This window comes from Amphritea sp. (assembly GCF_048266285.1).
Lineage (GTDB): Bacteria > Pseudomonadota > Gammaproteobacteria > Pseudomonadales > Balneatricaceae > Amphritea.
In genome coordinates, this window is the sequence record NZ_JBLWZV010000010.1 from 106,195 (window position 1) to 120,070 (window position 13,876).

14 protein-coding genes are annotated in these 13,876 nt (G+C 48.1%); 8 read left to right on the top strand and 6 right to left on the bottom strand.

The window, feature by feature from the left end; genetic code table 11:
• Positions 1-2 precede the first annotated feature (2 nt).
• Positions 3-524: a c-type cytochrome gene (locus tag ACN0T0_RS12585; RefSeq protein ID WP_417226585.1), complete on the top strand. Its 522-nt coding sequence runs from the start codon at positions 3-5 to the stop codon at positions 522-524.
• Positions 525-579: 55 nt separating this feature from the next.
• On the opposite strand, the gene ACN0T0_RS12590 is transcribed toward ACN0T0_RS12585, so the two are convergent.
• The 3 genes from ACN0T0_RS12590 to ACN0T0_RS12600 form a co-directional block, all read right to left on the bottom strand.
• Complete coding sequence (locus ACN0T0_RS12590; protein ID WP_417226587.1) at positions 580-2,727, bottom strand: methyl-accepting chemotaxis protein; 2,148 nt, start codon at positions 2,725-2,727, stop codon at positions 580-582.
• Between the two features lie 504 nt (positions 2,728-3,231).
• Positions 3,232-4,518, bottom strand: coding sequence for an NAD(P)/FAD-dependent oxidoreductase (locus ACN0T0_RS12595; RefSeq protein ID WP_417226589.1), 1,287 nt, complete (start codon positions 4,516-4,518; stop codon positions 3,232-3,234).
• A 217-nt stretch (positions 4,519-4,735) separates the two neighbouring features.
• Positions 4,736-5,617 carry a LysR family transcriptional regulator gene (locus tag ACN0T0_RS12600; protein ID WP_417226612.1) on the bottom strand — a complete coding sequence of 294 codons (882 nt, stop codon included), beginning with the start codon at positions 5,615-5,617 and terminating at the stop codon, positions 4,736-4,738.
• Positions 5,618-5,712: 95 nt separating this feature from the next.
• Between ACN0T0_RS12600 and ACN0T0_RS12605 the strand changes: the two genes are divergently transcribed.
• Entirely contained in the window at positions 5,713-6,888 is a 1,176-nt protein-coding gene (locus tag ACN0T0_RS12605) for an MFS transporter (RefSeq protein WP_417226591.1), read from the top strand.
• A gap of 110 nt (positions 6,889-6,998) precedes the next feature.
• Here the strand turns inward: ACN0T0_RS12605 and ACN0T0_RS12610 are convergent, their stop codons facing one another.
• A complete protein-coding gene (locus ACN0T0_RS12610) occupies positions 6,999-7,904 on the bottom strand; it encodes a LysR substrate-binding domain-containing protein (protein ID WP_417226593.1) in 906 nt (301 codons plus the stop codon).
• Between the two features lie 106 nt (positions 7,905-8,010).
• Between ACN0T0_RS12610 and ACN0T0_RS12615 the strand changes: the two genes are divergently transcribed.
• Complete coding sequence (locus ACN0T0_RS12615; RefSeq protein ID WP_417226595.1) at positions 8,011-8,253, top strand: hypothetical protein; 243 nt, start codon at positions 8,011-8,013, stop codon at positions 8,251-8,253.
• A 131-nt stretch (positions 8,254-8,384) separates the two neighbouring features.
• On the opposite strand, the gene ACN0T0_RS12620 is transcribed toward ACN0T0_RS12615, so the two are convergent.
• The gene (locus ACN0T0_RS12620; RefSeq protein ID WP_417226597.1) at positions 8,385-8,792 is read right to left on the bottom strand and encodes a type IV pilin protein; all 408 of its coding nucleotides are present in this window, start codon (positions 8,790-8,792) and stop codon (positions 8,385-8,387) included.
• Between the two features lie 219 nt (positions 8,793-9,011).
• On the opposite strand from ACN0T0_RS12620, the gene ACN0T0_RS12625 reads away from it, so the two are divergent.
• From ACN0T0_RS12625 to ACN0T0_RS12640, 4 genes are read left to right on the top strand one after another with little or no spacing between them, the layout of a single operon-like run.
• Positions 9,012-9,584 (top strand): GspH/FimT family pseudopilin, encoded by a 573-nt coding sequence (locus ACN0T0_RS12625; protein WP_417226599.1) that lies wholly within the window; start codon positions 9,012-9,014, stop codon positions 9,582-9,584.
• Between the two features lie 5 nt (positions 9,585-9,589).
• Positions 9,590-10,288, top strand: coding sequence for a hypothetical protein (locus ACN0T0_RS12630; protein ID WP_417226601.1), 699 nt, complete (start codon positions 9,590-9,592; stop codon positions 10,286-10,288).
• Positions 10,289-10,303: 15 nt separating this feature from the next.
• Positions 10,304-11,428, top strand: a complete 1,125-nt coding sequence (locus ACN0T0_RS12635; RefSeq protein WP_417226603.1) for a pilus assembly PilX family protein — start codon at positions 10,304-10,306, stop codon at positions 11,426-11,428.
• A gap of 8 nt (positions 11,429-11,436) precedes the next feature.
• The gene (locus ACN0T0_RS12640; protein WP_417226605.1) at positions 11,437-12,318 is read left to right on the top strand and encodes a type IV pilus modification PilV family protein; all 882 of its coding nucleotides are present in this window, start codon (positions 11,437-11,439) and stop codon (positions 12,316-12,318) included.
• 503 nt (positions 12,319-12,821) lie between these two features.
• Here ACN0T0_RS12640 and ACN0T0_RS12645 read toward each other — a convergent pair.
• Positions 12,822-13,268, bottom strand: a complete 447-nt coding sequence (locus ACN0T0_RS12645; RefSeq protein WP_417226606.1) for a MarR family winged helix-turn-helix transcriptional regulator — start codon at positions 13,266-13,268, stop codon at positions 12,822-12,824.
• A gap of 167 nt (positions 13,269-13,435) precedes the next feature.
• Between ACN0T0_RS12645 and ACN0T0_RS12650 the strand changes: the two genes are divergently transcribed.
• On the top strand, positions 13,436-13,645 hold the full coding sequence (locus ACN0T0_RS12650; RefSeq protein ID WP_417226608.1) for a hypothetical protein: 210 nt from the start codon (positions 13,436-13,438) through the stop codon (positions 13,643-13,645).
• Positions 13,646-13,876 lie beyond the last annotated feature (231 nt).

Sequence of the window (13,876 nt, forward strand, 5' to 3'; positions counted from 1 at the left end):
CCATGAAAAAAATAATCTTATCCATCTGCCTTATGGCGTTTGCCGCGCTTACGACACAGCAGGTGCTGGCCCACGGCGGTGCCACGGGCATAGTGAAGCAGCGCATGGATTCGATGGAAGAGATGAAAGACTCGGTGAAAGCGGCAGGGGCGATTTTTAAGGGTAGAAGCGACTATAACGCAGACACCATCCGTAAGGCGGCTGAGACGATTAAAATTCACTCGGGTGATGCTATTACAGAGCTGTTTCCCGAAGGAAGTCTATCGAGGCACTCGGAAGCTAAACCACTGATCTGGGATGAGTGGCAGCGTTTTAAAACCTTGTCCGAGCGCCAGACTCGCATGGCTGAAGGGTTGTATCTCGCCGCCGATAATCAGATCGGTAACAACATGGCATCAGCGAATCTGTCTGAACAGGGGATGGAAGATCCGCAAATCCTAGGACAGATGTCCTCTCATGCGGTGTTCAAGATGCTGGTTGATAATTGTTCATCCTGCCATGATCGTTATCGCGAAGAGGATTAAACGCATCAACCCTGTTGCAATAGCTTGCTGCAACGGGGGTTGTTTGAGTTGCACTTTAGTGTGCACTGACTTGGAACACACTGACCAATTGATTGAGCTTATGGGCGGTGTTTTTCACCGAGGTGGAGCGTTCTTGTAGCGTACCAATCGAGCCATTCATCTGTTCTGCTGAGACACCCACCCGCCGAGCAGCATCACCGTGGCGCTGACTGTTCTCATCTAGCTGTTTGATGGCTAGGAACATATGTTCCACGAGATTGTGCAGTCGGGTGTTTTCACTCGAGGCTTGTTCGGTCTTTCTTAAACTGCGATCAACATCCTGCACCCCCGATTCCATAAAATCCACGGCGCTTTGAGTTTCTTGCTGAATCCCTTCGATCATCTGCTGAATCTCATTCGCCGAGGCGGCGGTGCGATGGGCCAAGCCACGTACCTCTTCAGCAACCACCGAAAAGCCCCGGCCATGTTCACCGGCTCGGGCGGCCTCGATAGCCGCATTGAGGGCCAATAAATTAGTTTGGTTGGTGATATCACTAATCACACCGATAATGTTTCCGACTTCGACAGTGCGGCTATTCAGTGAATTAACCTTGGTTGCCGATGTTTCAACAATATTACGGATATCTTCGGTGCCTGCCCGCACCGATTCAAATTGTTGGCGTGCCTCTGAAACGACACTGTCCATCGCCTCTTTGAGGGATTCTGCCGTGGTTGAGGCCTGACTAATCTCAGTCAGTTGTTCTTCGAGCAGTACCAATATTTCTTGAATCGCGTCACTTACCTCCGCCGACACTTGGTAGGCCTCTTTATTGGTATCAAGCATCGCTTGGTTGGTCTGTTTCACATGGCTACTGGACGTGATTACTTGGCCGACGATGCCATCGAGGCTATCAATAAAGCTATTAATCCAGCGTGCCATATCACCGGTCTCATCAGCGACTAGCTGGTGGGGCGCGATACGTTGTCGTAAGTTGCCCTCACCCTCAGCAATGGTGCGAATAACCTCGGTCATACCATCGAGTCGCGATGCTAGCCGGTTGGTGCTGAGTTTAGGAAACATCAGAGTGGTTACCAGCAATAGCAGCAGCGACAAAACATCAATCGCATATTGAGGCAGCTCGGTGAAGGTGTGCAGGGCACTGTTAATACCCAGAATCGCCGCGGCGGTAAAGCCAAAGCCTTTCATTAAACTAAGGTTGATAGAACGACGACGATAGACCTCCTCTAAATCACCCTCACACATCATGCCCCAGCGGTCGGGTGAGCCTTTTAGTTGAAAGGTGACTCCCTTGCCGATCACCGGAATGTGGCGGTAATCAGAATAACCCGGGTAGGTGATAAATAGATTGTCACCGTTGCGAATGGTTTCGCGCACACCCGGATGGAGTTGGCCTGTGGCGGGATCGGTAAAGCGTAACTCTAGCTCGGTATGGTGTCTGACGCTGACCGTGCCCCAGCGAGTGTGGACACCGCTTTTTAAATTTTCGCCGTGGGAAAAAGTATCATCTTCAAAGCGGGAGCGGGATAACGCGGTGCCCTGCTGAATACTTCGGTCGAAATGAGAATCGACCATAAAAATATAGTTGTCACCGGATTCCGGATAGATATGGCCGGCTTCCCGTTGGATTAGGTCGCCGAGCACATCGTTCGGGACGCGGGCACAAATAGCCCCGATAGACTCGCCATTTTGCTCGATGGGCTGATAGAACATCAGGGTAACTTCATCGTGGAAGTTAGAGCTAGAGGCGCCGATATCTAAGGTTAGAGAGTCGGTGTAAGGGCCGTGCAGAAACGGTTTTTTAACTCCTTCAGACCAAGCGGCGTGGATAAGATCGGAGGCTCCGATATGAGCGCTATGGGTCGAACTGATTACCTTGCCTTGCAAGTCGATAACAAACAGCTCAGAAAAATCACGGCTCGATGACAGGCGCTGATTGAGCCAAGACAGATCGATATTGGCAAGGGTTGGTGCCAGATGTTCAGCGATAAAGGCTAACTGATCCCATTGATGCTCGACCCACTGGTTGAGAATTTTCACCCGAGTGGCGGCAATGCCTTCAAAAGTTTGTTCCACCGATGAATAGGTATGACGGTTTAGAAAGCAGGATTTATACATCGCTAATTTACCGGTGCTGCCAAACCAGTTAAGCCACTTTCTTTCCTGCGCGCTGAGGTTCATTGAACTACTTTTAAGCTGAGCCATGACGACGACTACCCTCAGACAGTGTATAAAAAATATATGAGATATTTTAAGCAATTATTATGCCGTCATGGCAAAAAGAGCGGCTGCGTGTGGAAACAATCTTCCGGATAAATTGAATGGTTTGTTTTGGTGCGAAGGGTGATGGGGGTAAGGTTGATTTGCGCTATTTTGGTGCTGATTATTTTATAGGCTTATGAAACGCATGGGATACATCATGAGCAGCCGTTAATAACGCTGTTTTGCGAATATCAGAATGACTTTCTGATATTCGCTTCTCAGGGGAAGATGGTTCTGATCGCTTAATTGAAGTCAAAACAGCCAAGCACACTTTTTTATATCACACCGAATGAGCTTCGTTTGTCGTAGCAACATGCAACGCGCTATCACTTGTATCGGGTATTCCGGTTTAGAGATGCTCCTCGCGTATTTACCTTACAGGGCTGTTTAGAGCAGCTATGCGATCTGCAAGGGTTAGTTCGCCTCAGGCCCAGTGACCTCTAGCTATTAAGGGTTGTGACGCTCGTGCTTTAGCTTGTCAATTCTTAGCGTTTTCATAATGAATTTCTCAAAAACGGGCTCGCTAACGCCAGATCGGACTTTGTGCATAAAGTATTTCTCGAAGCCGACTTTGGCCAGATGAACCCATTTTCCAGATTTCATCCAGTTGACGTTTCTGGGGGGGATCTGCGGCATGGCGACAAAGGCGATGCCATTATCACCCATATCCGCTAGGCAGATGGCGTTCCAACTAGCTTCATTTTCAAGCGGCTGGTTATCCAAGGTTGCGCGGATATTGCGGGCGGTGGCGGTCACCATACTCTCAATCATAAAGCCGGTTTTGGGCACGCCGGTAGGGACGGGAGTGGGCTTTTTCGGTGCAATCGCAACGGCCACACCGATGCCCCAAATATTGGGATAGGCGGGATTACGTTGGTGCTTGTCGATAATAATAAAGCCGCGAGGGTTGACCAAACCGTCAATATCTCGCACGGCGTCGATACCTGTAAAGGCGGGCAGCATCATTGAATAGCCAAAGGGTAGTTGATGACGCTGTTTTTCTTTGCCCTGTTCGTCGCACTCGATAACGTGCATGAGGCCATCTTCAATACGGTCGATCTTAGCGTTACAGATCCAGTCGATATGGTGTTTACGTAGCTCGCTTTCGAGCATGGTTTTGCTGTCCCCCACGCCATCTAGGCCAAGGTGCCCGATATAGGGTTCTGAGGTGACGAAGGTCATGGGAACCTGATCACGGATTTTTCGTTTGCGCAGGTCGGCATCCATGACAAAGGCGGTTTCATAGGCCGGGCCGAAACAACTGGCACCCTGAACGGCGCCGACCACAATGGGGGCGGGTTCTTCGGCTAATGCCATCCATTGATCACAGGCTTTTTCGGCATGGTCGATATGGCAAACAGAGGCGGTGAAACCTTGCGGGCCGAGACCTTCGATTTCGTCGAAGGCTAATTTGGGGCCGGTGGCGATAATCAGATGATCATATGACAGTTTGGAGCCGTCGCTGAGCTCTAATTCGTTGCTCTCGGGGTGGACACTTTTGGCGGCGTTAACGACCAACTTAATACCGCGCTTGGTTAGCGGTGGCGCTAGGGCAGCGGTGATATCTGAACGCTTACGCCAGTTGACCGCAATCCATGGATTAGACGGTACGAAATGATAGTAATCTTTATCGCTCACAACGGTTATTGTATCGTCTGGCCCTGCGAGATCTTTCATTTCATAGGCCATGGGAACACCGCCAAGACCCGCACCGAGAATAATGATATGTGCCATACATTGTCTCCAGAGAAACTGTCAGTTTTATATTTATTAGATATATCTAATATAAGGTCAAAAAGTACACAGAGTCAATGCAGAGGGGTTAAACAATGGTCTTAGCTTGCGAGATATGAACTAGTGCAATAGGGCGGTGGCTGGCTTTGGGGGACAGAAATACTGACTGCTAGTCGGCTATCTTGACCGGCTATGTTGCTGTTTTTATGTCGTTATTTTAGAGGCTTAGATGAGGTTGAATATAATCGAGAAAAGCACTAATGCGAGACGATAAGGCCGTATGACGATAATACATTGCCTGCACCTGCTCACGTGAATTCGGGCTGATAATGGCCCGATCAAAAAGTTCGATGAGTCGACCGTTTTTGAGGTCATCGTTAATCATAAATCCTGACAGTAAGGCGATACCTTGGCCGGCTAAGCAGAGTTGACGAATGGTTTCTCCGCTGCTGGCACTGAGGGTCGGCTGAATAGTGAGAGGTGTTTGTAATGGCCAGCGGTTTAACGTGGGGCTATCGGTAAAGCGGATCAGTTGGTGACGAGAGAGATCATCTACGCTGGCGGGTTGACCCTCGCAAGCGAAGTAATCCGGGCTGGCGACAATATGCACAGGGCTTCGTCCGAGCTGTCGAGCATGCAGGTTGGAATCGCTAGGTGCACCGATGCGGATGGCGATATCGGTACGTCGTTCAATAAGATCGATTATATTTTCGTTGGAGATCAATTCCAGCTGGATGTCAGGATAAGTGGATCTAAAGCCTGCCATAAGAGGGATCATCTGATGCAAGATAAAGGGCGTGGCGGCATCGACTCTAAGCCTGCCGCTGGGCGATCCTTTGAGAGTGTGTAACAGGTCTTCCGCTTCTGCTAATCGGCCGAGACCGTCGCGTATCGCGGAGATAAATAAACGCCCCTCTTCGGTGAGATCAATCTGGCGAGTGGTGCGATTCAGTAATGTACAATCGAGTTCTTTTTCCAGTCGGGTGACCGCCCGTGAGACCCGAGCAATTTGAAGATCTAGCCTGCGTGCCGCGACAGAGAATCCACCGCAGTCGACCACGGCTAATAGTATTTCGAGATCATCGGTGCGGGACACTATTGTCATATTCGTAAAAGTAATTTGTGATTATTACTGTTTTTGCAAAATTATCACTGCGCATAATCCTCTGCAATCTAAATCAAGAGGAACATTTTATGCCTATTGCTCTATTTGCGCTGACTCTCAGCGCTTTCGCTATTGGCACCACCGAGTTTGTGATTGTCGGATTGGTGTCTACGATCGCTCAGGATCTGGGCGTCTCTCTACCATCAGCGGGCTTGTTGGTTAGTTTATATGCTTTGGGTGTGGCTATCGGTGCGCCGGTATTAACTGCGTTGACGGGCCGTTGGAATCGTAAAACGGTTTTGCTGACGATTATGTCACTGTTTGTGGTGGGTAATTTATTGGCTTGGTTAGCTCCAAATTATGGTTCATTAATGACCGCTAGGATTATTACCGGTCTCGCACATGGTGTCTTTTTCTCTATCGGCTCAACGATTGCCGCCGGCCTAGTAACCAAGGAGAAAGAAGCCAGTGCCATTGCGATTATGTTTACCGGGCTAACCGTCGCTTTGGTGACCGGTGTCCCATTGGGCACTTGGATTGGCCAGCACTTTGGCTGGCGGGCTACCTTTCTGGTTGTCTCCGGTTTAGGTTTTGCTGCGTTGCTGGGTAGCGCATGGTTGGTGCCATCCAGTTTAAAGCAGGCGAAACCTGCGAACATCTCTCAACAGTTGAGTGTTTTGACCCAGCCAAGGTTGTTGCTGGTCTATGGAATGACCGCTGTTGGTTATGGTGGTACCTTTGTTGCCTTTACCTATTTGGCTCCGATCTTGGAGCAGGTATCTGGTTTTGATACCGGCGTGATTAGCCTGATTTTACTGGTGTATGGTGTTTCGGTGGCGGAGGGGAATATCTGGGGTGGTCGTTTAGCCGACAAAATCGGGCCGATCAAAGCGCTGTATATCATCTTTAGTGCACTCGCATTAGTGTTGCTGACCTTTACGTACACGGCTGGAAATCCATTGACTGCAGTACTAACCGTGTTGCTGTGGGGAGGTTTTGCTTTTGGTAATGTGCCGGGATTGCAGGTATATGTTGTGCAGTTGGCGGAAAAATACACACCGCAGGCGGTGGATGTGGCATCCGGCCTTAACATTGCAGCGTTTAATGTTGGCATCGCCTTAGGCTCGTTACTGGGCGGATTTATTATCGATACTATGTCGCTAATGGATACTCCTTGGATTGGCGCGTTGATCGTGCTGGTGGCTTTGCTACTCACCTGGTTATCGGGCACTCTCGATAAACGTGAACAAGCACAGACCGTCTAGTCATTCGCTTTATGGATGGTATCGCCCGGCTCACTATCTCAGGTTTTCATTAGCGAGGTTCAATGGCCGGGCGAGATGAAGTGCCGCTGTATCGGTTGAAGCGGTGATGATCATGGCTGTTGAGGGGAGATGGTCGATAAAAAGTTTGCCGGTTGTTTCATCCGCTCAATGATCATATCTCGGAATGCCTGCACCCGTGCTGAGAGTAGTTTGCGATCAGCCCAGACGATATAGGCAATACCGGTTGGGCACTCGACTTGCGGCAGCAATATCTCTAAGCGGCCATTCTCGACCAGTGGAGTGACAATAATGCTGGGTATCATACAGATACCAACCCCAGCACATGTGGCCTGAATGATAAGCCGTAAACTATCGATCGAATACTTGGGCTTTAATGGGATGCGCAGGGGCTTGTTAGCCTGTTTAAACTCCCAATAGGGGATAGTGTTGCCGGCCAATAAATCATGTTGCAGCAGATCTTCAACGCACGTTGGTGATCGGTGTTTAGCTAAGTAGCTTGGTGATGCTACTAGGGTCAATGTCATATCAAACAGGCGGCGTTGCACAAGATGTGGGGCTTTGGGCGGATTAGTCGATATGCTTAAATCGATTTGATCATCAAAAAAACTCTCAGTGTCGGAGGAAAAGTCGATATGTATATTGACTTCAGGATGAATCGCCATGAACTCAATGGCGGCTTGCTGTAAGAAACTATCGGCAAAGGTTTCTGGACAAGAGACCCGAATATCCCCGGTTAATGTTGGCTGCCGATTGGATAACTGCTGCCACTGTTCGTGTAGCTGTTTGAAAATGGGTGCGTAACGTTGGTAATACTCATTACCGGCGGTCGTGAGCTGAAATTGCTTGGCATGCCGGTGTAGTAGCTTTTCCCCTAATTGTTCCTCTAAGTGAGCTACCGCACGGGAAAGCGTTGGCGCTGATACCTTTGTATGCAGACTGGTCACGGCAAAACTACCGTACTCTACTGATTGGCAAAACCAATATAAATTGGTCATATCCTTAGCTTTCATATATGCACGCTTGGGTTTCTTTATTGGCTGTTTTGAAACGATATGGCCGATGTTATATTTTCATCATTATTTAAACAACAGGAACGATCCGATGAAAAAATTTCCTAGAAAATTTCAATACCCGTTGATGGCATCAATGGTGTTACCAACGATGTTGCTGGGAATGACAGCCATTATGAGTTATCGGATGTTGCCGGTAGAAGGGGATTTTATGGCGACTTGGGGAGCGGTGATAGGGCAGATTATCCCCTATGCTCTGCTGCTTTTCGTGGTAGTGGCGCCGACAGTTCGCCTCTTTGTGACCCAGTTTCTACTGGAGCCTGAAGAGCATTAATGGCGATTGGTTATCGCCGGCATATCGCCTAAGCATGAGGCGCTATAGGCCATCGGCTAACCGCTAACCGCTAACCGCCTGTTTATGCTGCCAGCCCGCATATCTGCTTGAGTATTAATTAGCGGCGGCTGTTATCTATTCCAGCATGAGGTGCTGGCGTAGCTGCCGGTATGGAGTGGATTGTCTTGGTTGATGGCAAATGTGCCGCAGTCATCATCTTCTTGACTGCTGCCAGCAACCGGTGTCGCGGTGGCAATAAAGCCTACGGCTGACTGAGAAACGATGGCCATGCTGTAGTAGCCATCTAAAGATGCAGACCAGCCGATCTCACTTAAGGTGCCATAGTTTATATCGTTAGCCCGCCACTCTTCTTGATCTAGCTGAATGGCCATCAAGCTATTGATGGCATCGACCCGACGGGTTTGCTGCACCTTGTCCAGATAACTCGGCAGCGCAATTGCTGCAAGAATGCCGACAATGGCGACGGCAATCAGTAGTTCCATCAATGTAAAACCGGATTGTTGATTTCTCAAACGCACTAAACTCACCCTTTACTACTCAAAATGTCAGATCCTACACCTTACTTTGGCACGAGAAAGGGTACAATGGGCGCGTCCTTGTGTGTTACACCATTCTCGGGCCACATATACGCCTAACAAGGAACGTGAAGACTACGCTAATTTCTTTTACTTAACCAATACGTATTTGGATCACTTGGTTGAGTAGTATTATTGATTTGGTAACTCACTGAAATGTATATGATTAACCCCATAAATCGGCCTCTAAATGCCGGTTTTACATTAATCGAGCTGTTAGTGACCATAACTGTATTGGCCATTTTAATAACAGCGGTGATTCCCTCTTTTAGCACTTTTATCGGCCAACATCGTTTAGAAGTGGCTGGTGAAGCTATTTATAGTGATTTGAACTTTGCTCGCACCGAGGTGATAACGCGGGGTAGTGGCGCGGAAGTCAGCGTTAGTTTTACCACTGATGGTGCCAATAACTGGTGTTATGGCTTGAGTGTTAATGGCAACTGTAATTGCGCCCTTACCGATATCACCGATGCGAATGCCTGTGTTTTGGATCGTGGCGGTGTGAGTACACTTAAAACGGTTAATAGTAGCAGCTTTGATGGCGTGAATATGACGTCTTCTGTGTTTGGCGCAGATAGCTTCACTCGTTTTTCGGCGATTAGAAGTAAAGCCACAAGTGGTCTGGTTAGTTTAGCAACCCTTTCCGGTGAACAGTTACAGATCTCTGTGACCGCGCTTGGGCGGGTTCGCATTTGTACGCCTAATGCTTCGATGACGAAGTACTCCGCATGTTGAAACCTATGGCTGCACAGCGAGGTAGCTCACTCGTTGAGTTAATGATCAGTATTACGCTGGGACTCTTGGTTATCAGCTCTATATTGCAGGTGTATGTATCGATGGTGACTGCTAGCGCAAATACCATCAACCAAACACGGTTGGTAGAAGAACTCCGCACGGCGGCGACTGTGATAGCTCAGGATATTCGTCGAGCGGGGTATTTTGGCGGAGTGCCGGGCACCGATGACTTTACGAATAATCCCTTTGTTAGTGGCGTGAATGATCTGTCAGTCGCACAGTTTACCGGCGAGGCAGCCAATTCGTGTGTCTTGCTTAGCTATGATCTCGACGGTGATAAAACGGTTGATGACGGCACGGTTACCGCGAGTGATATGGAGCAGTTTGGTTATCGACTTAATGCTTCAGTACTGCAAATGAGAACCAGCGGTAACACCTTTGCCTGTACAGATATGGCGGGGTGGGAAGACCTAACGACGCCTGAAATTGAGGTGACATCGCTGACATTCACGGTTAATACCAGTTGTTTAAATATCAATACAGAAACAGTGGGCTGCCCATGTACCTCAGGCGATCCTTGTCAGTATATCCGGGATGTTGATATGAACCTGTCTGGTAGGTTAAAGAGCCATACTGAAAGCTCGGTTTCGCTGACGGACACGGTGAAAATTCGTAACGATAAATACACTTCTTCGGCCCCATAGAGTAAGCATGTGATGATGCAAAAACAAAAATCTGGACTGTCTATACTCTATCGCGCTCGCGGCACGGCTGGTGCTCAGCGGGGCTTTACGACATTGACGATCGGCTTGATTATCTTATTTGCGGCCTCGTTAGCCTCGTTTGCCCTCGTTAAATCCAGCCGAATGGAGCAGCGCATTAGCGTTAACGACCTGCGGGCTAAAGAGGTTCGCCACGCTGCAGATTCTGCTTTGGATTTCGGTATTGCTTGGTATACCGAGAATAGCCCTAGCTGGACCGTTTCTGGGAGCGTTGAAACGGCGAGTCCAACGATAGCGATGCCGACGATTAGTAGTTCAAATACAGATATTTACTCGGCGGTCATTCGTTACCAAAGAGCTACGGCTGAGCCAAATTACATTTTGGTAACCGCCGTGGTGTCAGCTACGAGCGAGGCGAATATTACCGCGCAGGTACAGCGATATATATACACGAACAGTCTGCTAACCAACCCTGGCACGACCGGGCCGCCGATGATGATTGATGGCTGTTTTGATGATGCTAAAGGCAACCCGGATATTTATCCTGCTGGTTATGATAGTGGTTCGGGGGCTGGCCCCTATGGGGATGCGATTGTGACCTCACAGTCAGCGACAGAATCCGATGGCAGTAGTTGTGTCGAGCTAGGGCATTTAGATGTGCATGGCGGCGGGATAGCCACAAGTGATTTTACCGGCGATATTTGGGATAGCTTGTTCAGTGTTTCTAGAAGCGGAATGAAAGCTATCGCTGATCAGGAGGTCGCAGATGGTGTTGCTGATGCTGATCGTACCGTTGTATGGGTCACGAGTACGTCAAATTATCATACCTCATGGGGATCTGCGACATCTCCCGTTATTGTTGTTTTTGATGCTGTAGCGGATTGTCCAAAAATTAATGGCAACCCAACATTTTATGGTGTTGTGTTCATTGATAGTGATTGTGCGGGCTCCAATGGCTGGGGCGGAACCACCGTATATGGCACGGTTGGTGTTAACGGTGGTATATCGAAAATGACCGCGAATACTGAAATTTATGATTGGAGTGAAGTCAGTAACGGAGATACTGGCGGTCTTAAAATAGAAACAGCCCCGCAGTTTCCGGGTACCTGGAAAGATTTCTAAGAGGGTTTATGAAAAACATACGTAATATTCATTCGCAACAAGGCATAGCGATGCTAGAACTCGTTATTGCTGTGCTTATTCTAGCTTTTGGTGTGATAGCACTCGGTGCTATGCAAAACAAAACCATGGGTAAAAGTACCTACAGTAAAGCGATGGCCGAGGGCTTGGTGATTGCCGAGCAAAAGCTTGAAGAGATGCGCAACTTTGCCACCTTGAGTGATTATAATTCTGGCATTGTCACGGGTAGCTCATCGGTGACCGGCACGAATGCGATCTATACCGACAACTGGGTGGTGACAAACCATACTGCACCTGATTATAAAACGATTGAGATGACTGTCAGCTGGGAAGATCGTTTTGGTGCTCAGTCGGTGCAGTTATCTTCTATTGTGGCGCAAGATGATCCGGTTGAAGCCGGGAAGTTACTTTTCTCACTCAGCGGTTCTCCACCAAGCTCATCGAGCGGTGGTTCCACTGACGACGGCGATGATACTACGAGTGATGACAACGCTGACGACAGCGATGATACACCCACTGATGACAATACCGGTGGGAGCAATGATGACGGAGAGACTGAGGAGAGTGATGATAATAGTAATGACTCGGATTACAGTTTGATTATCAGCGGTAGTGTGGCAATTATGAGTAACGGAGTGAAATTTAACGGTGTGTCCGGTAGTGGTAATTACGCCGTATCATGTACCAATACCTCTAGTTATTATGCATGTTACGTTGGTTCTATTGATGCTGGTGATACCTGGACGGGTAATATTACGGTGTCAACCAATCAAACTGTCTGTAGCCCCGCAGATAATCCCAAGACATATACCGCCATTAGTTCAGATCAAACACAAAACTATACTCTAGGTAAGCGCAAAGATTGCCCCTAACAACGGAGAGAATGGATAAATCGACGGCCCTCTGGGCTGTCGGTAAAGTCGTTAGCCGAGGCATCCGTTTAGTTTAGGCTGTTATCAACGGCCATATTGTTTGCCGCCATTTGTCAGCGCTTATGATGTTGCAGTGAGGGAGATCTTCTTTTGCTTTTCTTCTAAACGCAGTTACCAATCGTTATTCAACGATCAAATTTTCAATTTTGCGTGCAAAATTATGTACGCATACCTCATGCAATAAGGTATCTGCAATCATCCCACGGGCGGCATTGCTGCCGATAGAAGCGCTCTAATGCTGTATCCCAAGCACCTTTCATCAAGTGAATTTCATGATCCATATCGGGAGAAAGAGAACCCCGAGCTGATAATTAAGCGTCCATGCCTGAAGTGATCTATCACATTGACAGATAGTTAGTGTTTACTACTATCAGGCTTCAGCTGTAGATGAGGTTGGTATCAATACGCACTAAGACTAATCTAGCTTTGGTCTCAGATTAGCCTTAGTTAGCGACAAGCCCATCGTGCAACTTATCGCACAAATACTTCAGCTTCTCCCCTTCTTCTTGGGTGATCGAGATCTTACCGCCCATCGCTGCAGGTATTTTCAATGCTTGTTGCTTTAAATCTCTACCTGATTGAGTCAGATGGACAATGCACGAACGCTCGTCCTGCTTACAACGCTCCCGTAAGACTAAGCCTTTTGCTTCCATTCGTTTAAGCAAAGGGGTGGTTGTACCTGAATCCATGTGCAGCTGTTCACCTAATGTTTTCACATTAAGTGCATCGCCACTCCAGAGCACCAGCATAGCTAGATACTGTGGATAGGTAAGGTCTAGCTCATCCAATACAGGCCGATAGGCTCTGACCATCGCGTTTGCTGCACTGTAAAGTGAGAAGCAGGCTAAGTTTTCTAGTAGTGGCGTCGACTCTTCTATTTTTTTTGTCATTAGTTTATTCCTAATTTTTATATATTGATTGTTCACAATTAACTTGCATGCAAGCTTAAGTTGAAATAACATTGTTTGCAAGTTGATAGCGCACAAGTTAATAGTGCTCAATCAATAACCAGATCTTAGCATGAATATATGATTGCACCAATATTGAGGAACACATCATGAAAGCACTTATCACAACTATCGCACTGGCTTCCACTCTAGCAACTGGCGCAGCGTCTGCCGCCACTAACTTTAATGTCAACCAACTGGGTGGCGGCACAACCATTCAGACCGCTTCCCACTATAGCAGCGAAGAGATCGTCACGGTGGATAGCGCTAACCTGCCGAGCCATGGTTACGATTCTGAACTGTTCGTTGGCAATAAATAAGTCAGCACAAATCACAGTTTGTAAATATTTTTAAGTTTAACCGTTTGAGGAATACATCATGAAAGCACTTATCACAACCATCGCACTGGCTTCTACTTTAGTAACTGGCGCAGCATCTGCTGCTACTAACTTTAATGTCAACCAATTGGGTGGTGGCACAACCATTCAGACCGCTTCCCACTATAGCAGCGAAGAGATCGTCACGGTGGATAGCGCTAACCTGCCGAGCCA

What these genes read in the sequence shown, in the direction of transcription:
- ACN0T0_RS12590 (WP_417226587.1), bottom strand. Translation starts at nt 2,727, where the DNA reads ATGGCTCAGCTTAAAAGTAGTTCAATGAACCTCAGCGCGCAGGAAAGA.
- ACN0T0_RS12585 (WP_417226585.1), top strand. Translation starts at nt 3, where the DNA reads ATGAAAAAAATAATCTTATCCATCTGCCTTATGGCGTTTGCCGCGCTT.
- ACN0T0_RS12650 (WP_417226608.1), top strand. Translation starts at nt 13,436, where the DNA reads ATGAAAGCACTTATCACAACTATCGCACTGGCTTCCACTCTAGCAACT.
- ACN0T0_RS12610 (WP_417226593.1), bottom strand. Translation starts at nt 7,904, where the DNA reads ATGACCAATTTATATTGGTTTTGCCAATCAGTAGAGTACGGTAGTTTT.
- ACN0T0_RS12595 (WP_417226589.1), bottom strand. Translation starts at nt 4,518, where the DNA reads ATGGCACATATCATTATTCTCGGTGCGGGTCTTGGCGGTGTTCCCATG.
- ACN0T0_RS12605 (WP_417226591.1), top strand. Translation starts at nt 5,713, where the DNA reads ATGCCTATTGCTCTATTTGCGCTGACTCTCAGCGCTTTCGCTATTGGC.
- ACN0T0_RS12640 (WP_417226605.1), top strand. Translation starts at nt 11,437, where the DNA reads ATGAAAAACATACGTAATATTCATTCGCAACAAGGCATAGCGATGCTA.
- ACN0T0_RS12630 (WP_417226601.1), top strand. Translation starts at nt 9,590, where the DNA reads ATGGCTGCACAGCGAGGTAGCTCACTCGTTGAGTTAATGATCAGTATT.
- ACN0T0_RS12645 (WP_417226606.1), bottom strand. Translation starts at nt 13,268, where the DNA reads ATGACAAAAAAAATAGAAGAGTCGACGCCACTACTAGAAAACTTAGCC.
- ACN0T0_RS12615 (WP_417226595.1), top strand. Translation starts at nt 8,011, where the DNA reads ATGAAAAAATTTCCTAGAAAATTTCAATACCCGTTGATGGCATCAATG.
- ACN0T0_RS12635 (WP_417226603.1), top strand. Translation starts at nt 10,304, where the DNA reads ATGCAAAAACAAAAATCTGGACTGTCTATACTCTATCGCGCTCGCGGC.
- ACN0T0_RS12625 (WP_417226599.1), top strand. Translation starts at nt 9,012, where the DNA reads ATGATTAACCCCATAAATCGGCCTCTAAATGCCGGTTTTACATTAATC.